Origin of the sequence: Pseudorhodobacter sp. W20_MBD10_FR17, assembly GCF_052119765.1 — a bacterium.
Lineage (GTDB): Bacteria > Pseudomonadota > Alphaproteobacteria > Rhodobacterales > Rhodobacteraceae > Pseudorhodobacter.
In genome coordinates this window covers 32434-52434 of the sequence record NZ_JBGQOQ010000026.1, presented here as the reverse complement: position 1 = coordinate 52434, position 20001 = coordinate 32434, and the positions used below count along the sequence as shown (strand labels likewise).

Sequence of the window (20001 nt, the reverse complement as noted above, 5' to 3'; positions counted from 1 at the left end):
CGGAATTGAAGCCACAACCCCAGACCAGATCGCCGCATGACCGACAAGCCTCAAACACCAGATTTGACAATAACTCTAATCAGGCGGCTTGACTGCCGCCCATGCCAGCACAGTTGCATGCGCCACATCGGTACGCCGCAGCAGCCCGTCCCAAATGGCGCGGCTTATCAGCTTTAGATAGCGAACACGCTCACCCCGATAGAACCGCACCTTAAGCGCCCATTTCACCACCATAAACAGCAGCACCAACCAGAACCACCGCCCCGCCGCCAAGCGGTAAACCATCAGCAGATTGCGAAAGTGGTAATACGCCTTCCACAGCGGATGAAACCGTTGGTCTGCACCCAGCAACGTGGTGAAATCATGCTCGAACCGGAGTGCGGGATCAAACAAGATCTGGCCGCCAGCCTGCCGCAGACCCAGCGAATACAGCACATCATCGCCATAAATAAACAGCGCGCCATCAGGATAGCCCACAGTCTGAATTGCGTCGCGCGAAATGAACAGCCCGACAAATGACCCGCTGTCTACAGACCGATGCGCCGTACCCGCATAATCAACCGCATTCAGATGAAACCCGTCACGCCCCCGCCCCCGCAGCACCCCGATCAGGGTGCGCCGCACCATGCCACGGTGCCAAAAGGGGTTAAGGGTTGGCCTGTTCATATCACAAATCCGGCCATCAGGATGATACACAGCCGCCGCCCACGCCATTGCCGTGCTGCGATCCGCGCTTAGAAAGGTCTTTATCACGCCGGGGGTTGGACGCGCATCATCATCCATCACCAAAACCCAATCAGGATCAGACTGCGCCACGGCAAGGCGCATACCCTGTTCAAAGCCGCCTGCCCCACCGCCATTGATCGCGCAACGCAGCACAACAAGGCGCGGATCGTTTTGGGCCGCAAGCCAAGCGGCGGTGCCATCGGTCGAGGCATTATCAATCACAATCACACGGTCCAGCCCCTCGGCCCGCGCGGCCAGCAAACGCTGCACAGTCACTTGCAACTGATCCAAACGGTTGTACGTCACAACAACCGCGACAAGGCGGGGCGGGCTCTGCATCTTTAACGCTCCTTTATCCCGAAGTCTGACTGTCAGTGATCGCAAAACCAAAACAAGTTAAACAACAGGCGCCACAGCTAATCTATCCCCTGCCACTCGGGCAAAATGCACCCTTGGCCGCTGGATTGATCAGCGGTGATCAGCATCTTGGCAAATCCTTAAAATTTGGTGTGATTTTTCGCTTGAAAAATCATTCGGCTGATATACCTATGCCCACGCTGAATGAACGTTCATTCTCGGGGGTGATGGTGACAGTAAAACAGATAAAATCGCTGCCCTTGGTAGACCAGCGAATCGCAGGCATCCTTGCCAGCGCGCGCACGGCCTTTTTAGAAAAGGGCTTTGACGGCGCGTCGATGCAAGATGTTGCCCGCACAGCCGACATGAGCGTTGGCAACCTGTACCGCTATTTCCCATCCAAGGCGGCCATCGTCGAGGCATTGGTGATGTCTGATATGGCCGAGATGGAGCAGGACTTTGCGGCGATATTAGAGCACGCCGATCCCCTATCGGCGTTGCGCGCCGCAATCGCCCAGCGCATTACAGCGGCCTGTTGCAGCACTGATACCCAGCTATGGGCCGAAATTGATGCCGCCGCCCTGCGCAAACCCGAAATAGGCAAGGCCTCGGCCCGAATGGAAGACGCGATTGTGGACCACCTGACCACCATCTTTGCCCGCAGCACAGGGCAGCCGCTGGCCACAGCACAACAGAAATTTACAGCCCATGCCCGCTTTTTGGTGATGCTGGTCAAGGCGGGCTCGTCCCAAAGCCGCGACTTGCCGGAAACCGATGATGTCACGCGGCTTGTACTGCGCAATATTAACCAAACCCTTGATGAAATTTCCCTGACAGCCCAGAAAGGCTGACCACATGACCCCCAAAATTTCTTTTTTAGTTGCTCTGTCTTTGCTTGGTTTACCTCTGGGGGCAGCAGCACAAACAGCCGAAGCCCCTGCGGCCCTCGTTTTGCCTGCCATCACGGTATCGGCGGTTGAACAGCGCATGTTGCGCGACCGTGCCATAGTGACCGGATTGATCGCACCCGTGGAATCCGTTCAGGTTGCCCCTTTGATTGAAGGCCAGCCAATTGAGGCGCTTTTGGCCGATGTGGGCGACGTTGTGACCGAAGGGCAAACACTTGCGATTTTGTCCAAAACCACGCTCGAATTGCAAAAAAGCCAGCTCGCAGCATCGCTCGCCTCGGCCCGCGCGACGATTGCGCAAGCCGAAGCGCAAATGATAGAGGCGCGGACAGCCGCAGATGAGGCGCAGCGCATCAATGAACGCACGACCGCGCTGCGCAAGCAAGGCTCGGCATCGCAGGCCGCCGCAGATACCGCCGCCTCTAACGCCATTTCCGCCACCGCGCGCGTGACTGTGGCCGCCCAATCGCTTGAAGGGGCGCGGGCGCAAGTTACCTTTGTTCAGGCGCAAACCGAAAATATCGACCTGCAACTGCGCCGTACCGAGGTGAAATCGCCGGTAAATGGCGAAATTACCCAGCGCAACGCGATTGTTGGCTCTATCGCGTCGGCGACAGGGGCGCCAATGTTTACGCTGATCCGCGATGGCGAACTTGAAATGGACGCGGATGTCGCCGAGGTTGACGTGATGCGCATCGCGGCAGGGCAAAAAGTATTGCTGTCGCTGGTTGGCGCAGAGACGGCCCTGACGGGCACGGTACGGCTGGTGGAGCCAACGATTGACGCCATTACACGGCTGGGCCGCGCCCGCATCACGCTGGATCAACCGCGCCAGTTGCGGTCGGGCATGTTCATTGACGCCGAGGTGTTGGTTTCGGAACGCAATGTGCTTGCGGTGCCTGTCACAGCCATCGGGCGCACACCTGAGGGCGCAACGGTCAAACGTGTCCAAGACGGGCTTGTTACCCAAGTGCCGGTACAAACCGGTGTCCGCGATTCTGGCTGGGTCGAGATTGTTTCGGGGCTAGTGGCAGGCGACAGTATTGTCACCAAGGCTGGCGCTTTTGTGCGGGATGGCGACCGGATTAATCCGGTCCCCGCGACGAACTAAGGGGGTTTGCAATGAACTTTTCAGCTTGGTCCATCCGCAACCCTGTTGCACCCCTACTCGCGTTCTTTTTGTTAATGATGCTGGGGTGGCAAAGCTTTAACGCGCTGCCGATCACCCGCTTTCCAAACATTGATGTGCCGCTTGTGGCCGTTTCAGTCTCACAGCCGGGGGCTGCCCCTGCTGAAATGGAAAATCAGGTTACCAAAAAGATCGAAGATGCGGTTGCCGGCATCAACGGTGTTAAAAACGTACGCTCGACCGTGAATGACGGGGTTTCGACCACTGTGGTTGAATACAACATGGATATCCCGACCGACAAAGCGGTACAGGACACCAAGGACGGTATCGACCAGATCCGCGGCGATTTGCCCGGCTCGATCGACGCCCCGATTGTCACCCGCATTGACGTTGAAGGGCAGGCGATTATGACCTTTGCCGTCAGCGCGCCGAATATGTCCTTGGCCGAATTATCTTGGTTTGTGGATGATGTGATCACACGATCCTTGCAAGGCAGGCCCGGCATTGGCCGCGTCGATCGCTATGGCGGGGCTGACCGTGAAATCCGCGTGGAATTGGATTCGACCCGCCTGAACAGCTTTGGCATCACCGCCGCCCAAGTGAACCAACAGTTGCGCCTGACAAACGCCAACACGGGGTCTGGGCGGGCCGAGTTGGGCGCAGGCGAACAGGCGATCCGCACCTTGGGCGATGCCGCCACTGTGCAACGCTTGGCCGCAACCACCATCGCCTTGCCCTCGGGGCGGCATGTGCGGCTGTCTGATCTGGGTACCGTTGTCGACACGAATGAGGAATTGCGAAGCTTTTCCAGCCTGAATGGCAATCAGGTTGTCAGTTTCGCGGTGTTCCGCGCCAAAGGCGCATCCGAAGTGTCGGTGGCCGAGGTGGTGAACGAACAGCTTGTCAGCTTGCGGGCGAACAACCCTGAGGTTGACATCAAGCTTGTTGATGAAACGGTATTTTACACCTATGGCAACTATGAAGCGGCGATTCACACCCTGCTGGAAGGGGCGTTGCTAGCCATTCTGGTGGTGCTAGCGTTTCTGCGCAACTGGCGGGCAACGTTGATTGCCGCCGTGGCGCTGCCCTTGTCTGCGGTTCCGACCTTTTGGGTCATGGATATGTTGGGGTTCTCGCTTAACCTAGTGTCATTCTTGGCGCTGACGCTGGCCACGGGTATTCTGGTCGATGATGCGATTGTCGAGATAGAGAACATCGCCCGACATATCCGCATGGGGAAAACCCCGTTTCGCGCCGCGATTGAGGCGGCGGATGAGATTGGGTTGGCGGTGATTGCGACCACCTTTACCATTATCGCCGTGTTTGTCCCTGTATCGTTTATGCCCGGTATTCCTGGCCAATATTTCCGACAATTCGGGCTGACTGTAGCGATTGCTGTGGCGTTTTCACTGCTGGTTGCGCGGCTTATCACGCCGATGATGGCGGCCTATTTGATGCGCGACAAAGACGCCCATGCCGAGGGCGACGATGACGGCCCGATCATGCGCGGCTATTTGCGGATGATCCGGCAAACCCTGCGCTTTCGCTATGTCACCTTGGTGGGGGCTATCGGGGTGCTGGCGGTTTCCATCTATTTCATGGTGCAAATCCCCGGCTCATTCATACCGCCCGAAGATGTGAGCCGCATTCCGATTTCGGTCGAACTGCCCCCCGGCAGCACATTGGACCAAACAGATAAAACCACGCAAGCGATGGTTGATGAAATCAAGTCGATTGACTGGGTAGATGATGTGTTCGTGCTGGGCGGGTCATCCCCCACCGGCGACCGCGACATCCGCCGCGCCTCGGTGACTGTATTGCTGGCGCGTCTTGATCATTCGTTGTTGTACAAACTGTCGCAAATTGCGTCTCGAACCCCGCTGATTGGCTCTTATATTCCCAAAATTGAAAGCACGGGGCGGACGGTTCCGCAAAACCAGATCGAGGCCGAAATTTTCAAACGTCTGGCCAACATTCCCGACGTGCGCGCCTTTAAGCTGAATGACAGGGGCGAGCGGGACCTTTCCTTTTCTATCCTATCCACCAATGAAGCCGACCTGAATGAGGCGGTGGCGCGGCTGGAAAAGGCCCTGTCAGGTGAGCCGCTTTTGGCCAGCGTTGCCTCATCAGGTGCGCTGCCACGGCCCGAAATTCAGATCAGCCCGCGCACAGATGAGGCGGCACGGCTTGGTATCACCTCGGCGCAAATCGCCGAAGTGGTGCGCGTGGGGACGATTGGCGATGTGGATGCGGCCCTTGCAAAACTGTCCATCGACAACCGGTTGATTCCTGTGCGCGTGCGGCTGAATGATGCCGCCCGAGAAGATTTGACCCGCTTGGGCGCCTTAAAACTGACCACGGCAACCGGCGCAGTTGTGCCGCTGTCAACCGTGGCCGATATTGCGATTTCCGAAGGGCCATCAACCGTGAACCGCCTGAACCGCGAACGGCTGGCAACCATTGGGGCAAACCTGCCGGTGGGTGTAGCACTTGGCACGGCAACGGCACGGTTCAATGAGATCATTGCATTGGTGGAATTGCCCCCTTCGGTGCGCGTAGCCCCCGCAGGCGATGCCGAGGTGCAAAATGAGCTGATGACCGCCTTTGGCAACGCGATGCTGATGGGGTTGTTCTTGGTGCTGACCGTGCTGATCTTGCTGTTCAAATCGGTGATCCAGCCGTTCACCATCCTGCTGTCTTTGCCGCTGGCGATTGGCGGCGTGGCGGCGGCCCTGATCCTAACCGGGTCGGCCGTATCGATGCCGGTGTTGATCGGGATATTGATGCTGATGGGGATTGTCACAAAGAATGCCATTCTGCTGGTGGATTTTGCTGTTGAGATGCGCGTGCAGGGCATGGACCGTGTCAAAGCGGTGATGGAGGCCGGGCACAAACGCGCACGGCCCATCGTCATGACCTCTATCGCAATGTCGGCCGGCATGTTGCCTTCGGCGCTTGGCGTAGGTGAAGGCGGATCCTTTCGCGCGCCGATGGCGACGGCTGTGATCGGCGGCATTATTGTGTCTACGGTGCTGTCGTTGGTAATCGTGCCATCGTTCTATCTGATCATGGACGATCTTAGCCGCTTGTTGGGCCGCCTGTTCGGGCGCTTGATTGGCAAAGCGGATGTTGAGGTGGCATCCCCAACGTCCGAAATTCTGGCCGAACGTATCGCCCTGCTGAACGCCGAACAGCAATCCCTGCGCGATAGGTTAGACGCCATTAGCGGCCCCAAGCCCCAAAAACCGCTGGCGGCCGCCGAATAGCCGCCACCAATGATTGCCCGTCAGCCTGCCCTTATTTCGGCGGGCTGGCGGGCCAACGCCAGCCGTTCATGTATGGGCCCTTACCAATGCACAGCATCAAAACGCACCTGAAGGGATGATTGCGACACATCAAACAGGTCAATATTTGAGCGATTTTCCATATACCCAAGCTGAACCGTCAAACCGGCGCGTGGTTGATAGGAAAGGCTAATGCCTGTTGCGGCGTCACTGCGCGCCGTTCCCAAAAACGCCCCGCCGGTAAAGCGTTGATGCCACAGGCCTACGCCCACCGCGTGCCCCCCCATCAACCACTGTGCATCGGCGGCAATCCGGCTGTTCAGGGCGATTTCTCCGGCTTTTGGGGCTGCTTTGGTCAGTGACAGCTTTGTTGCGGCACGGTCCCATATGGCCCCCCATGACAAAGTGACTGCAGGCTGAAACCCTGCCTCATCCTGCAATTGTGCAACCTCGGCCGTCATTTCGTGGTACCCTGCACCCGTCTGAAACAACTGCGTTGCAGATAGGGCTGTTTCCCGTGAAACACTGGACCCAAGCGCACGATCTGACCCTGTTGCGCTGTGGCACAGATCAAGGAACGTCCATGCTTTCACATGGTTGCGGCTGCACAATGACAGCGCGGCGGTGCTGCGCCCGATGTTATAATCTGGTGACCAGACAGACTCGGCGCGCAACTGCATCTCAATATAACGGCCACTGGACCAGGCAAGCCGCGACAGGCCACCCGCAGCAACCCCCATGACCACCCCCGCTTTGGCGCGAACGGTAGGATCGGCGTCAAAGACAAACCCGTTAAAGGTAAAGCTATCATTCAATACGCCGCCGTTTATATTGCTATCATAGTTCAGGACGGGTGCAGCCCAGGCCTCGGCCGCAATCACATGGCTCTCTCCGGGGGCATAGTAAAAGCCCTGACCCACCATAAGCTTTTTCATCCGCCCGACGACAGACCTTGGCGCCACGCCGGTTTCCAGAAACTTGCCATAGGTGAACATCCGCAGGCGGTCTGTTCCCGCTATGCCCGCAATTTGTGCACGATCAGCAGCATCAGCTTTCGCAGCATCAGCCGTTACGACAAGGCCCAATAAGGTGCCAAATATGGCTGCGCAAAGGCTAAGGTATCGCATTTGGATCAGTGCCGAAAAAGACACCATCAACCGAAACATCCACGCCATCAACAGTACCCGTTGCAGTATAGAGGCCCGATGTCGTCATACCATGAAGGCTATTTGTATAGGCAGGCGTGCCCCCTATATTGCCACGAAGGCTGCCGTAGATGTTATGATCTGTGATACTACCCGGCACCTTAACCTTCACGGTAATATCGCCGCCATAAGCGCCGGTTCGAATGTTGAAAAGGCTTACGGCTGTAATCTCGGTACTCAGGGTGGACGTGCCCGATGCTGTCGCGCGAAGGTTGATACTTGCGGTTTGGGTATCAAAATCCAAAACCAGATTTTCAAGGCCATCGCTGTTGCTGCCGCTTAGTAAATCCCCGCCGCCAATCGTGGCCCACACAAAATTCTGCCCGCGCAGATAATACTTGCCCGTCGCCGCAATCAATTCGCCATTTTGTTCGTTAAGGAACGGGGTTTGATCGGCGGTCAGACGCAAGATGCGGGTGGTGGTTTCCGTGCCGCCATCGGTTGTAATCTGGGCCAGCACCTCAATCGTCACCGAGCCTGCATAAAGCGCATCCGATAGGGTAATCAGGCTTTTATAGCCCTCAGGGCTAGACCAGTCGGCATCTTCAAACTGTGCAATAATGGACGCGTCTGCGCTTGTTGATTTGTCATAACGAACACGACTAAAGCCGGTGTCATCTGTCGTATAGGTATCAAAGGCAGGCGTCGACACAACCGCGCCATCCGGCAGGGTCGTAACGCTCGTCCCACCCCCACCGCAGCCACTTAGCAAGGCAAAGCAGGTAATTGCTGTCACTTTCCAGATCACAAGCATGCCAGCCTTTGAAGTTCATTTATGTAGGCAGGGCTTTGGCGCGAGATGCAGCAAGCCCCTTTGTAGGTAGCACTTACTGGGATGTGTCGCAAATTTTTGCCAAATTTGCAACGCACAAACGCCGAGCACACTGGCCCGCCAAACTTGACAAATTGCTTGCATAGAAAGGGGTTATTTTCCAAGACCCCACACTGCAGATATTGTTGGCAGCTTTGTCACCTACGATAGCTGGCAGCCAAATGACGGCCTTTGGTGCCCGTACCTTGCGTCGCATCTCCAATGCAGGGAAATTTACGGCAAACGTTTGATATTATTTTATTATATCTGGAAAAATGGTGCCCCAAGACGGATTCGAACCGCCGACCTACTATTTACGAAACAGTTGCTCTACCTGCTGAGCTATTGGGGCCATGTGGGCGATATAATTCGCTTGGCCCCCCTATGCAACAGTGTTCACAAACTCCGCGCTTAGTTTGCATATATCAACAGGATTTGCGCTGAGGCGCGCCACAGATTGCCAGACGATTGCAGCACACTGGACACAGTGCAGCGTCTGCTCTATTTGAATCTGTAAGAAAAATAGGCAAATGCAGCGTCTCTTTGGCAAAATTTCCTGCGGGGCGGCATGCAAAAGAGGCAGCATGACACAGACACTTTTCGGAACAGACGGCGTGCGCGGGCGGGCGAACAGCTGGCCAATGACAGCCGAGGTGGCGCTACGGCTTGGTGCTGCGGCGGGTCGGTATTTTCGCCGTGATAACCATGAATACCGTGTTGTTATCGGCAAAGACACGCGGCTTTCGGGCTACATGATTGAAAACGCTTTGACGGCTGGGTTTCTGTCAACCGGAATGAATGTATTTTTGCTGGGCCCAGTGCCCACGCCCGCCGTTGCCTATCTGACCCGATCTTTGCGCGCCGATGTGGGCGTTATGATTTCGGCCAGCCACAACCCTGCTGCAGATAACGGCATCAAATTTTTCGGCCCCAACGGGTTTAAACTGTCGGATGAGGCCGAAGCCACGATTGCCGAACTGCTTGAGTCAGGCGTGGCACCCGCGGCACCCGAAAATATTGGCCGCGCGCGCCGGTTTGAGGATGCCCGTGGGCGCTACATCGAATATGCCAAGACCACTTTCCCCGGCGGCAAACGGCTTGAGGGTTTGCGCATTGTGGTAGATTGCGCCAATGGGGCGGCGTATCGCACGGCGCCTGCGGTTTTGTGGGAATTGGGCGCCGATGTTATCCCGATCGGGGTGGACCCTGACGGCACAAATATCAACGCCAACTGCGGATCGACCCACCCCGAGGCTGCTGCCAGAAAAGTGCTGGAGACTCGGGCCGATATTGGCATTTGCCTTGATGGTGACGCAGACCGCCTTATCCTGATTGATGAAACCGGTGCTGTTGCCGATGGCGACCAGATCATGGGCCTGATTGCAACGCGATGGGCGGCAGAGGGTAAACTGGCGGGAAAAACACTTGTGTCGACCGTTATGTCCAATCTTGGGTTGGAACGGCACCTGCAATCACAAGGAATCGCGATGGAGCGCACATCTGTCGGCGACCGCAATGTGGTGGAGCGTATGCAAGCCGGCGGGTTCAATCTTGGCGGCGAGCAATCAGGCCATATCGTAATGACCGACCACACCAGCACAGGCGATGGCCTGATCGCCGCGCTGCAATTTCTGGGCTTTATGGTCGAAACCGGCAAAAAGGCCAGCCAGCTGGCCAAAGTGTTCAAACCCATCCCGCAGCGCTTGGTCAATTTGCGCTATACTGAGGGAACGGCACCGCTTGAATCTGATGAGGTGCTGTCAGCCATTCAGAAATGCGAAAAGATGCTAGAGGGCAGTGGCCGGCTTTTGATCCGCAAGTCCGGGACAGAGCCGCTGATCCGCGTCATGGCCGAAGACGAAGACCCGGCCAAGCTGGAGAAGGTTTTGAATATGGTTGTGCAGGCGGTTAAAAACGCCTGCTAAACGGGCACAGCATGCATAGTTTTGCAAAATTTGTCGTCACTGCCTTTCCGCTGACGCATGTTTTTGGCAAATAGAACAAAAGCAAATTACAAAGGTATTGTGATGCCATTATCTGAGACGATTTCACCAAGCAGATTGACGCATATTCAGCGGCTTGAGGCCGAAAGCATCCACATCATGCGCGAAGTGGTGGCAAATGCTGAAAATCCGGTGATGCTCTATTCGGTGGGCAAGGATTCTGCCTGCATGCTCCACTTGGCGAAAAAGGCGTTTTACCCTGCGCCACCGCCCTTTCCACTGCTGCACGTTGATACCACTTGGAAATTCCAAGAGATGTATAAGCTGCGCGAAAAGGCTGCCAAAGATGCGGGCATGGACCTGATCGTCCATCAAAACCCCGAGGCCATGGAAAAGGGTATCAACCCGTTTGATCATGGCGCAGCCCACACCGATATGTGGAAAACCGAAGGCCTGAAGCAGGCTTTGACCAAGTATAAATTTGACGTGGCCTTTGGTGGCGCGCGCCGTGATGAGGAAAAGTCCCGCGCCAAGGAACGGATTTTTTCGTTTCGCTCGGCCAATCACCGCTGGGACCCAAAACAACAACGCCCCGAGTTGTGGAAGCTGTACAATACCCGCAAAGCCAAGGATGAAAGCATCCGTGCCTTTCCACTGTCGAACTGGACGGAATTGGACATCTGGCAATATATCCACCTTGAAAACATCGAGATTGTGCCGCTGTATTTCTCGGCCCCGCGCCCTGTGGTGGAACGTGGCGGCATGTTAATCATGGTGGATGATGACCGGTTCCAACTGAGCGCGGGTGAGGTGCCGATGATGAAATCGGTCCGTTTCCGCACCTTGGGCTGTTACCCGCTGACCGGCGCTGTGGAAAGCATGGCCGCCACCCTGCCCGAGGTCATTCAAGAAATGCTGCTGACCACCACGTCAGAACGCCAAGGCCGTGCGATTGACCACGACCAAGCCGCCAGTATGGAGAAGAAAAAACAAGAGGGGTATTTCTGATGTCTACACTTACACCCAAAGACCCCACCTATGTGACCGATAGCCTGATCGCCGAGGATATTGACGCCTATCTGGTCAAACATCAGCATAAAACCATGCTGCGCTTTATCACCTGCGGGTCGGTTGATGATGGCAAGTCGACGCTGATCGGCCGCCTTTTGTACGACAGCAAGATGATTTTTGAGGACCAGCTTGCCAGCCTTGAGCACGATTCAAAATCGCACGGGACCCAAGGCGCGGGTATTGATTTTGCGCTGCTGGTCGACGGTTTGGCCGCTGAACGTGAACAAGGGATCACAATCGACGTGGCCTACCGTTTTTTCGCCACCGATAAGCGCAAGTTCATCGTCGCCGATACCCCCGGCCACGAACAATACACCCGCAACATGGTCACCGGCGCATCTACTGCCGATTTGGCCGTGATCTTGATCGACGCGCGCCAAGGGGTGCTGACCCAAACGCGGCGGCATTCGTATTTGGTGAACCTGCTGGGCATCAAAAACATCGTGCTTGCGGTGAATAAGATGGATTTGGTGGGCTACAGCCAAGAGCGGTTCTATGAGATCGTTAAAGAATACTCGCATTTTGCCCAGAAAATCGGGATGAAATCATTTTTGCCGATGCCTATTTCGGGGCTGGCTGGCGATAATATCGTCACCAAGTCGGAAAATATGCCTTGGTATCAAGGCCCTACCCTTCTGGGCCACCTAGAGGATGCACCGATCAACGTGGCCCAAATGGCGGATCAACCGTTCCGCATGGCCGTGCAATGGGTCAACCGCCCTAACCTCGATTTCCGTGGCTTTGCGGGGCAAATCGGGTCGGGCAGCATTGCCCCCGGTGATGCGATCCGCGTGCTGCCTTCGGGCAAAACCACGCGCGTTAAATCGATCGTCACCTATAACGGCAATCTTGATCGCGCTGTAGCGGGCCAATCGGTCACGCTGACCTTTGCCGATGAGGTAGATTGTTCGCGCGGTGACGTTATCACCGCATCCGACGCACCCTGCGAAGTTGCCGATCAGTTTGAGGCAACGCTGGTTTGGATGGATGAGGCCGAGATGTTGCCCGGCCGCCCCTATCTGCTGAAAATAGGCACCCAAACCATGACCGCCACAGTGACCGAGCCGAAATATGAGGTGAACGTCAACACGCTGGAACACCTGACCTCGCAAACCTTGGGGCTGAATGCGATTGGCGTGGTCAATATTTCGACCGACCGCGCCATTCCGTTCGAATCCTATGCGCAAAACCCCGATCTGGGCGGCTTTATCCTAATCGACCGGATGACAAACGCAACCGTCGCCGCTGGCATGGTGCATTTCGCCCTGCGCCGCAGCCAAAACATCCACTGGCAAGCACTGGATATTGACCGCAACGCCCATGCCGCGATCAAAACGCAAAAGCCCAAGGTTGTCTGGTTTACCGGTCTGTCTGGTTCTGGCAAATCGACCATTGCGAACATCGTGGAAAAGAAACTGCACGCGATGGGCAAGCACACCTTCCTGTTGGATGGCGATAACGTGCGCCACGGGCTGAACCGCGACCTTGGCTTTACCGATGCCGACCGCGTGGAAAACATCCGCCGCGTGGGTGAGGTGGCCAAGCTGATGACCGATGCCGGATTGATCGTACTGACCGCCTTCATCTCGCCTTTCCGCGCCGAACGGCAGATGGTGCGCGAAATGATGGCCGAGGGCGAGTTTATGGAGGTTTACGTCAACACCCCGCTGGCTGTGGCCGAAGAGCGTGACGTGAAGGGCCTTTATAAGAAAGCCCGCGCAGGCAACCTGAAAAACTTTACAGGTATCGACAGCCCGTATGAGCCGCCAGAAGATGCCGAAATCATCGTCAACACGGTCGAACTGACCGCCGAAGACGCCGCCGAACAGGTCATCGCGGCCTTGTTGAACAGCTAAAACAAAAAGGGCGGTCCATCACTCGGGCCGCCCTTTTTCGCTGCCGCCTTGTACTGCCCGCCTCAGCCAGCCATATATAACACTGATACGGAGGGCGATCATGGCTGAAGATAAATTCCCCGGTTGGCACGGTACAACCATTCTGGCGGTGCGGCGCGGCGGCGAGGTTGTCGTGGCGGGCGATGGGCAGGTTAGCCTTGGGCAAACCGTCATCAAAGGCTCGGCCCGCAAGGTGCGCCGCCTATCGCCAGGTGGGCGCGATGTGGTTTGCGGCTTTGCCGGATCAACCGCCGATGCCTTTACCCTGTTGGAACGGCTCGAAAAAAAGCTTGAGGCAATGCCGGGGCAACTGGCCCGCGCCTCTGTGGATCTGGCCAAAGACTGGCGGATGGACAAATACCTGCGCAATCTTGAGGCGATGCTGATTGTCACCGATGGGCGTGATCTGTTTGTCATCACGGGTGCCGGTGATGTGCTGGAACCCGAACATGACATCGCGGCCATTGGCTCGGGCGGCAACTTTGCCTTGGCCGCAGCGCGGGGGTTAATGACCACCGACCTGCCCGCCGAGGATATCGCCCGCAAAGCCATGGCAATTGCCGCCGATATTTGCGTTTACACCAATGGCAACCTTACCGTGGAAACCATCCGTGGCTGATATTTCCCCTGATGATCTGCGCGCTGCCGTTGCCGCAGGTACGATAACCGAGGCACAGGCCGCAAGCCTACTGGCCACGGCCCAAGCCCGCGCCGGACTGCGTATCGCCGAGGATGAACCCTTTGAACTGTTCAAAGGCTTTGCCGAGATTTTCGTAGCCGTGGGTCTGTGCATCCTGATCGCTGGCATCGCTGGCCTAACAATGCTTATTGAAAACAACGGTATCGCCGCCGCTGTTTATGCCGCCATGGCGTGGGGCCTCGCGCGGTATTTCACGCTAAACCGGCGAATGATGCTGCCCTCTATCGTTCTGGTCTGCGCCTATGCGGCGGCCTGTGCGGTCGTGGTGTTTTGGCTGCTCGCGCTGGTTATGCCAAAGCCCGCAATGCAGGCTGTGCCCATCGGCCTAACCCTTACAGGCACAATCGGGTTCTTACTGCTGTGGTATCGCAAGTTTCGCTTGCCCTTCACCATGTTTCTGATCGGGCTTGCTGGGTTCAGCATCGCGATGTCCATCTCGGGCAACCTTGATGGCACCGGTTTTACGCTCCGCAACTTTGGGCAAGCCTTTGACCTGCGCACAGGGTCAAACCTGCCACTCGGCACGCTGATCTTTGGCCTAACCGCGCTGGCGGCTGGGTTGTGGTTTGATATGCGCGACCCGCACCGCCTTGGGCGCAACGCGGCATCGGGGTTTTGGCTGCATATTTTGGCCGCTCCCGCCTTGGTGAACACCGTCGCACTGACGTTTTACAACATGGGCGCGGGGCTGGGCTATGCGCTGCTGGCGCTGTCTCTGGCGCTGGTTGCCGTACTGGCACTGGTGATCGACCGCCGCTCCTTCCTGACAGCTGGTATCGGCTATCTGATCTTTCTGATCGGCTATGTGCTGACCGACCCCACCTCGCCCGGATCTTGGGCCTTGGTGCTGTTCATCGTCGGCCTTGGCCTTACCCTGCTGGGCACGTTTTGGACCCAGTTGCGCATCGGCTTGATGCGCCTTTTACCTAATTTCCCCGGCAAATCCCGTTTGCCGCCCTATGCTAAGGTGATCCATGACTGATCTTACCCCCCGCGAAATCGTATCCGAGCTTGACCGCTATATCATCGGCCAAAATGACGCCAAGCGCGCCGTTGCCGTGGCCTTGCGCAACCGCTGGCGCCGCAAACAACTGGGCGATGATCTGCGCGATGAAGTGTACCCAAAAAACATCCTAATGATTGGGCCAACCGGCGTTGGTAAAACAGAAATCAGCCGCCGCCTCGCCAAACTCGCCCGCGCGCCGTTTCTGAAAATTGAGGCGACCAAATTTACAGAGGTCGGCTATGTCGGCCGCGATGTCGAAAGCATCATCCGCGATCTGGTTGATGCCGCCATGATCGACACCCGCGCCCATATGCGCGAAGACGTCAAAGCCCGAGCCAAACTCGCCGCCGAAGACCGCGTGATTGAGGCCATTGCCGGCAAAGACGCGCGCGAACAAACCCGCGAAATGTTCCGCCGCAAACTAAAGGCAGGCGAGCTGGACGACACCGTGATCGAGCTTGAAATCGCTGACACTACCAACCCCTTTGCCGCCTTCGACCCAACCGGCCAAGGTGCAGGTGGCCAAATGGGCGGCATGATGAACCTCGGCGATATCTTTGGCAAAATGGGCCGCACCCAAAAACGAAAAATGACAGTCGCCGAAAGCCATGAAATGCTCGTGTCCGAAGAGGCCGACAAGCTGCTGGATGATGAGGCCGTGAAGCTGGCAGCATTAGAGGCCGTTCAAGAAAATGGTATTGTTTTTATTGATGAAATTGACAAAGTTTGCGCCCGCGCCGATGCCCGCGGCGCCGATGTTTCACGTGAAGGCGTACAGCGCGACCTGCTACCATTGATTGAGGGCACAACCGTTTCCACCAAACACGGCCCCGTCAAAACCGACCATATCCTGTTCATCGCCTCGGGCGCGTTTCACACCGCCAAACCCTCGGATCTGCTGCCCGAGCTCCAGGGCCGCCTCCCAATCCGCGTTGAACTCCGCCCACTGACCGAAGGCGATTTTGTCCGCATCCTGACAGAAACCGACAATGCCCTCACCTTGCAATACTCGGCACTTATGGGCACCGAAGGCGTCACCGTCACCTTTACCGAAGACGGCATTCAGGCCCTCGCCCGTATCGCAGCCGAGGTGAACCAGTCGGTCGAAAACATTGGCGCCCGCCGCCTCTACACCGTAATCGAGCGCGTCTTTGAAGACCTCTCCTTCAACGCCCCAGACCGCGACGGCGAGTCGGTCGAGGTCAACGCCGCCTTTGTTGAACAACACCTTGGTGAACTTTCCCGCTCCACCGATCTCTCTCGCTACGTCCTCTAACAGCCCCAATTTCATCTTGGCAAAAATACCTCGGGGGTCCGGGGGCTGGCCCCCGGCTCTTTTCAGCAAAACCCGCTTTTCGGGCTTCCCTCCGCGACAAAACCCCCGCATCAAAGGCGGATGAAAACCCTAACCTTCCTGCGCAACAACGCCCCCTTCCTCGCGACTGGCGCTTTGCTGTCGTTCCTGTCCAGTTTTGGCCAGACCTTTTTTATCTCAATCTTTGGCGGTGAAATCCGTGCGCAATTCGGGCTGACCAATGGCGATTGGGGCCTAATCTATATGCTTGGCACCGGACTTTCTGCGTTGGTGATGGTGTTTGCAGGCGGGCTGGCCGACAAGTTTCGCGTTCGCGTCCTCGGCCTTGGCGTCATCGCCCTCCTCGCGATGGCCTGCCTTGCGATGGCCTTCAACCCCTGGGCCGCAGCCTTGCCGCTGGTTATTTTCGCGCTACGCTTCACCGGCCAAGGCATGACCAGCCATGTCGCCACCGTGGCAATGGTACGCTGGTTTGTCGCCGCACGGGGCCGCGCGCTGGCTGTGGCAACGATGGGCTTTATGACAGCCGAGGCGCTGCTGCCCATCAGCTTTGTCTGGCTTAAAACCCGCTTTGAGTGGCACCATCTCTGGATCGCAGCCGCACTGTTTTGCTTGGCCTGCCTGCCCATCCTCCACCGCCTGCTCCGGCTTGAGCGTACCCCGCAAAGCGCCGCAGAAAATACCGCAACCCTAGGCATGAACGGCCAACATTGGACCCGCGCGATGGCGCTACGCCACCCGCTGTTTTGGGCGCTGACCCCCGCGATGATGTTCTTTCCTGCCTTTGCCACTGCATTTTGGTTTCACCAAGTCCACTTTGCCAGCATCAAAGGCTGGGAACACCTCTCCCTCGTCGCGATCTTCCCTCTGGGCACGCTAGCCTTCGGGCTTTCCACCATTTTCTACGGCTGGGCGATTGATCGTTTCGGGGCCGCGCGGTTACTGCCTATCTACCTGATCCCGCTGGTCTTTGCGTTCAGCCTCCACGCCTTTGCCCCGACAATCCCTTGGGCCGCTGTGGGTGTTGTGCTGATGGGCATGGCCGGTGGTGGCCAAGCCACCATCCCCAGCGCCGTCTGGGCCGAGTTTTACGGCACCCGCTACCTCGGGTCGATCAAATCGGCCGTGGCGGCGGTGATGGTGCTCGGCTCGGCCATCGGCCCCGGCCTTTCAGGCTGGCTGATTGATGCAGGCATAGGTTTTGAGGCCCAGCTCTACGGGTTTGCCGCATCCTTTGTCTTCGCGATTCTGGTCATGCTGATCCCGCTGCGCAACGCCCAACGCGCCCTAACGACTGCGCCGTAGGTACACATAGCAGGCACCACTGCCGCCATGCCGCAAATGCGCCTCGGTCACTTGCAAAATGGCGGGCGCGCAGGGGTTTTGGCGTAACCAATGCGGCACCTGCTGGCGCAAAATCCCCGAACGGCGCGGAATTGGGCCACTATCGACGCCCGGTTTGCCCTTGCCTGTAATCACCAGCACCAAGCGCAACCCATTGGCATGGGCGCTCAGGATAAACCGGACCAATTCAGGGTGCGCCACGTCCAAGGTCATGCCGTGCAAATCAATCCGCGCCTCGGGCACCAACTTGCCGCGCGTCATTTTGCCAAAGGCTTTGGCATCCATGTGCAAACCAGAGGCCGCGACAGGTTTCGGTTGCGGGGTGGCAGGCTTTTCGCCCATCCGAAACGGAGCGATGCGCGGCGCCGATGGCAGTTTAAAGGGGGTAACAGGCGGTTCCAAAGGCGTTTCAGTGATTTTTCGGCGAAAAATCGGGGCGTGCATTGGTTTGGCCGTCCGCGCGACTGCTTTCCACAATTCCTCTTCTTCGGGGTGTAGGGACCGGCGACGTGACATCACTCTGCCTCCAGCTGGGCAAAGGCCCGCTCTATTGGCAATAGCACGACCATGCGGCCGTTATCTTTTAGCTGGCCCGCATCTTCGCCTGCCTGCACGCCCGTACCAAAGAAAATATCGGCCCGTTGCGCACCTTTAATCGCACCACCCGTATCTTGGGCAATCATCAGCCGCCGCAATGGGTTGCGCCCGTTTTTTTCCACCCAAACCGGCGCGCCCAGAGGCATATAGGTTGGGTCCACCGCCACACTGCGCATGGTGGTGATAGAGCGCCCCATCGCCCCAATTGGCCCTTTTTCAGGCGGTAAATCGGGCAAACGGCGAAAGAACACGAATGACGGGTTATGTTGCAAAAGTTCTCTGCCAAGCGCAGGGTTTGCCCGCACCCACGCCTTGATCCCTTGGGCAGAGGCATCGTGTTCACCCAAAATACCGCGGCGTATCAACTCTTTGCCAACAGACCGGTAGGGATGGCCGTTGCGCCCCGCATATCCCACCCGCACCACCTTACCGTTCGGCAGCCTAATCCGACCAGAGCCTTGAACTTGAAGGAAAAACACCTCCACCGGGTCTTCTAGCCAAGCGATTTCCAGACCCCTGCCGCGCAACGCGCCGCTAGCCTCAATCGCGCTACGGTCCAGCCATTGCTGGCCGTCTTGCAGCTCGGGCGGGCGGGCGTAGATTGGGTAGGGATAGCGCGGGCTGCGCACGGGTGAGCCCGCTAGCTCTGGCTCATAATAGCCGGTAAACAGCGCTGGCCCCTCGCCAATAACGACAGGTCGAAACAGCATTTCAAAGAAGCTGCGCGCGGCGGCGTCTGAGGCCATTGCATCGGGCGCAAGGCGGCAAATCGGGGTCCAGTCAGGATCATCCAACAGCGAACAGGTATCGATAAAAGTGGAAAGGGCGGCGCGATGATTATCATCTTGCCACCCGTCCAAATCACTGAATTCCAACATCTGCGCCATTGCAGGCCCCGTTATTAACCCGAGCGCAAGCACGGGCGCAGCGGCCCATGCAAAAAGGCGGGCCGCGCCACGCATCAGTCGCCAGTGGCAACCAGCAGCCAGTTCGGGTCTTTCGCCCCCATCTGGCGCGAGAACGTCCAAACATCGCGCTGACGTTTGATTTCGGTCGCGCTGCCTTCGACAATCTCACCCAGTTTATTGCGCACAACCGAGTTCAGCTCGGCCACAAAGCGCACCGAAATTTCGCCTTCACGGGTTGCGGCATCAAAGGTCGCATCTTGCAGCGCCAATTCACGAATACCGATGAACTTTGCCTCGATCGTCAGGCCCTGCGCCTCACGCGCCTCTACCGCCTCGGAAAAGCTTTCAAATACATCTGCGCTCAGGAATGGCTTGATCTGCGCCATGTCGCCTGCTTCAAACGCCATAAAGATCATCTCATAGGCGCCACGCGCGCCGCCCAAAAACTCACCCACGGCAAAGCTTGGCTCGGCTGATTTCATCGCGGCCAGTGCTTTGGCGGCATCGCTGCCTTCGGGCGCATGGTCAATGATATCACGGTCAGGGCCGCCTTCGATCACCTCAAATGACTTGCGGCCCCGTGGCTTGGCATCCTCTTGCGGGATGGGCGGTTTTTCAAAACCTTCGCGCGTGCCGAGCACAGATTTCAGCTTTAGGATCAGGAAAACAGCAATCCCTGCCAGAACGAGAAGTTGGATCAGCGAAGAATTCATAATCAGACCTCAGAACGCCGGGGATAGGCCCCGAAACAAGATTGGGGTGTTGGTGTCACACCGCTTTATCCTTATGTAGGGTGTGGGGG

16 protein-coding genes and 1 tRNA gene are annotated in these 20001 nt (G+C 57.3%); 10 read left to right on the top strand and 7 right to left on the bottom strand.

What is annotated here, in order from left to right; translation table 11 throughout:
* Positions 1-75 precede the first annotated feature (75 nt).
* Positions 76-1065 (bottom strand): glycosyltransferase, encoded by a 990-nt coding sequence (locus tag ACEN2J_RS15880; RefSeq protein ID WP_442107087.1) that lies wholly within the window; start codon positions 1063-1065, stop codon positions 76-78.
* Between the two features lie 209 nt (positions 1066-1274).
* Between ACEN2J_RS15880 and ACEN2J_RS15875 the strand changes: the two genes are divergently transcribed.
* From ACEN2J_RS15875 to ACEN2J_RS15865, 3 genes are read left to right on the top strand one after another with little or no spacing between them, the layout of a single operon-like run.
* Positions 1275-1934, top strand: coding sequence for a TetR/AcrR family transcriptional regulator (locus tag ACEN2J_RS15875; protein WP_442107086.1), 660 nt, complete (start codon positions 1275-1277; stop codon positions 1932-1934).
* A gap of 4 nt (positions 1935-1938) precedes the next feature.
* Positions 1939-3102 (top strand): efflux RND transporter periplasmic adaptor subunit, encoded by a 1164-nt coding sequence (locus ACEN2J_RS15870; RefSeq protein WP_442107085.1) that lies wholly within the window; start codon positions 1939-1941, stop codon positions 3100-3102.
* An 11-nt stretch (positions 3103-3113) separates the two neighbouring features.
* A complete protein-coding gene (locus tag ACEN2J_RS15865) occupies positions 3114-6386 on the top strand; it encodes an efflux RND transporter permease subunit (protein WP_442107084.1) in 3273 nt (1090 codons plus the stop codon).
* A gap of 80 nt (positions 6387-6466) precedes the next feature.
* Here ACEN2J_RS15865 and ACEN2J_RS15860 read toward each other — a convergent pair whose 3' ends face one another.
* From ACEN2J_RS15860 to ACEN2J_RS15850, 3 genes are all read right to left on the bottom strand, one after another.
* Positions 6467-7579: a hypothetical protein gene (locus tag ACEN2J_RS15860; protein WP_442107083.1), complete on the bottom strand. Its 1113-nt coding sequence runs from the start codon at positions 7577-7579 to the stop codon at positions 6467-6469.
* Positions 7518-8363 carry a viral aspartic protease gene (locus tag ACEN2J_RS15855; protein ID WP_442107082.1) on the bottom strand — a complete coding sequence of 282 codons (846 nt, stop codon included), beginning with the start codon at positions 8361-8363 and terminating at the stop codon, positions 7518-7520. Before ACEN2J_RS15855 ends, ACEN2J_RS15860 begins: the two co-directional genes overlap by 62 nt.
* A gap of 333 nt (positions 8364-8696) precedes the next feature.
* Positions 8697-8772, bottom strand: a tRNA-Thr gene (locus tag ACEN2J_RS15850).
* Positions 8773-9004: 232 nt separating this feature from the next.
* Between ACEN2J_RS15850 and glmM the strand changes: the two genes are divergently transcribed.
* The 7 genes from glmM (at position 9005) to ACEN2J_RS15815 (ending at position 17655) form a co-directional block, all read left to right on the top strand.
* Positions 9005-10345, top strand: a complete 1341-nt coding sequence (gene glmM / locus ACEN2J_RS15845; protein WP_442107081.1) for a phosphoglucosamine mutase — start codon at positions 9005-9007, stop codon at positions 10343-10345.
* 102 nt (positions 10346-10447) lie between these two features.
* Positions 10448-11371: a sulfate adenylyltransferase subunit CysD gene (gene cysD / locus ACEN2J_RS15840; RefSeq protein ID WP_442107080.1), complete on the top strand. Its 924-nt coding sequence runs from the start codon at positions 10448-10450 to the stop codon at positions 11369-11371.
* The gene (cysN, locus tag ACEN2J_RS15835) at positions 11371-13290 is read left to right on the top strand and encodes a sulfate adenylyltransferase subunit CysN (protein WP_442107079.1); all 1920 of its coding nucleotides are present in this window, start codon (positions 11371-11373) and stop codon (positions 13288-13290) included. The genes cysD and cysN overlap by 1 nt, the downstream gene beginning before the upstream one ends.
* Positions 13291-13390: 100 nt before the next feature.
* Positions 13391-13948 carry an ATP-dependent protease subunit HslV gene (hslV, locus tag ACEN2J_RS15830; protein WP_442107078.1) on the top strand — a complete coding sequence of 186 codons (558 nt, stop codon included), beginning with the start codon at positions 13391-13393 and terminating at the stop codon, positions 13946-13948.
* A complete protein-coding gene (locus ACEN2J_RS15825) occupies positions 13941-15011 on the top strand; it encodes a hypothetical protein (RefSeq protein WP_442107077.1) in 1071 nt (356 codons plus the stop codon). The genes hslV and ACEN2J_RS15825 overlap by 8 nt, the downstream gene beginning before the upstream one ends.
* A complete protein-coding gene (gene hslU / locus ACEN2J_RS15820) occupies positions 15004-16311 on the top strand; it encodes an ATP-dependent protease ATPase subunit HslU (protein WP_442107076.1) in 1308 nt (435 codons plus the stop codon). Before ACEN2J_RS15825 ends, hslU begins: the two co-directional genes overlap by 8 nt.
* A 120-nt stretch (positions 16312-16431) precedes the next feature.
* Positions 16432-17655 carry an MFS transporter gene (locus ACEN2J_RS15815; RefSeq protein ID WP_442107075.1) on the top strand — a complete coding sequence of 408 codons (1224 nt, stop codon included), beginning with the start codon at positions 16432-16434 and terminating at the stop codon, positions 17653-17655.
* Here ACEN2J_RS15815 and ACEN2J_RS15810 read toward each other — a convergent pair.
* From ACEN2J_RS15810 to ACEN2J_RS15800, 3 genes are read right to left on the bottom strand one after another with little or no spacing between them, the layout of a single operon-like run.
* A complete protein-coding gene (locus tag ACEN2J_RS15810) occupies positions 17638-18210 on the bottom strand; it encodes a Smr/MutS family protein (RefSeq protein ID WP_442107074.1) in 573 nt (190 codons plus the stop codon). The two genes, ACEN2J_RS15815 and ACEN2J_RS15810, sit on opposite strands and share 18 nt — an antisense overlap.
* Complete coding sequence (gene mltA, locus ACEN2J_RS15805; RefSeq protein ID WP_442107073.1) at positions 18210-19253, bottom strand: murein transglycosylase A; 1044 nt, start codon at positions 19251-19253, stop codon at positions 18210-18212. Before mltA ends, ACEN2J_RS15810 begins: the two co-directional genes overlap by 1 nt.
* Entirely contained in the window at positions 19253-19912 is a 660-nt protein-coding gene (locus tag ACEN2J_RS15800; protein ID WP_442107072.1) for a Tim44/TimA family putative adaptor protein, read from the bottom strand. Before ACEN2J_RS15800 ends, mltA begins: the two co-directional genes overlap by 1 nt.
* Between the last annotated feature and the right edge of the window lie 89 nt (positions 19913-20001).

Bases quoted from the DNA above. Each gene is read 5' to 3' on its own strand.
- ACEN2J_RS15815 (WP_442107075.1), top strand. From the start codon at position 16,432: ATGAAAACCCTAACCTTCCTGCGCAACAACGCCCCCTTCCTCGCGACT.
- ACEN2J_RS15860 (WP_442107083.1), bottom strand. From the start codon at position 7,579: ATGGCGTGGATGTTTCGGTTGATGGTGTCTTTTTCGGCACTGATCCAA.
- hslV (WP_442107078.1), top strand. From the start codon at position 13,391: ATGGCTGAAGATAAATTCCCCGGTTGGCACGGTACAACCATTCTGGCG.
- glmM (WP_442107081.1), top strand. From the start codon at position 9,005: ATGACACAGACACTTTTCGGAACAGACGGCGTGCGCGGGCGGGCGAAC.
- ACEN2J_RS15800 (WP_442107072.1), bottom strand. From the start codon at position 19,912: ATGAATTCTTCGCTGATCCAACTTCTCGTTCTGGCAGGGATTGCTGTT.
- ACEN2J_RS15865 (WP_442107084.1), top strand. From the start codon at position 3,114: ATGAACTTTTCAGCTTGGTCCATCCGCAACCCTGTTGCACCCCTACTC.
- ACEN2J_RS15880 (WP_442107087.1), bottom strand. From the start codon at position 1,065: ATGCAGAGCCCGCCCCGCCTTGTCGCGGTTGTTGTGACGTACAACCGT.
- ACEN2J_RS15855 (WP_442107082.1), bottom strand. From the start codon at position 8,363: ATGCTTGTGATCTGGAAAGTGACAGCAATTACCTGCTTTGCCTTGCTA.
- hslU (WP_442107076.1), top strand. From the start codon at position 15,004: ATGACTGATCTTACCCCCCGCGAAATCGTATCCGAGCTTGACCGCTAT.
- ACEN2J_RS15875 (WP_442107086.1), top strand. From the start codon at position 1,275: ATGCCCACGCTGAATGAACGTTCATTCTCGGGGGTGATGGTGACAGTA.
- mltA (WP_442107073.1), bottom strand. From the start codon at position 19,253: ATGCGTGGCGCGGCCCGCCTTTTTGCATGGGCCGCTGCGCCCGTGCTT.
- cysN (WP_442107079.1), top strand. From the start codon at position 11,371: ATGTCTACACTTACACCCAAAGACCCCACCTATGTGACCGATAGCCTG.
- cysD (WP_442107080.1), top strand. From the start codon at position 10,448: ATGCCATTATCTGAGACGATTTCACCAAGCAGATTGACGCATATTCAG.
- ACEN2J_RS15810 (WP_442107074.1), bottom strand. From the start codon at position 18,210: ATGTCACGTCGCCGGTCCCTACACCCCGAAGAAGAGGAATTGTGGAAA.
- ACEN2J_RS15870 (WP_442107085.1), top strand. From the start codon at position 1,939: ATGACCCCCAAAATTTCTTTTTTAGTTGCTCTGTCTTTGCTTGGTTTA.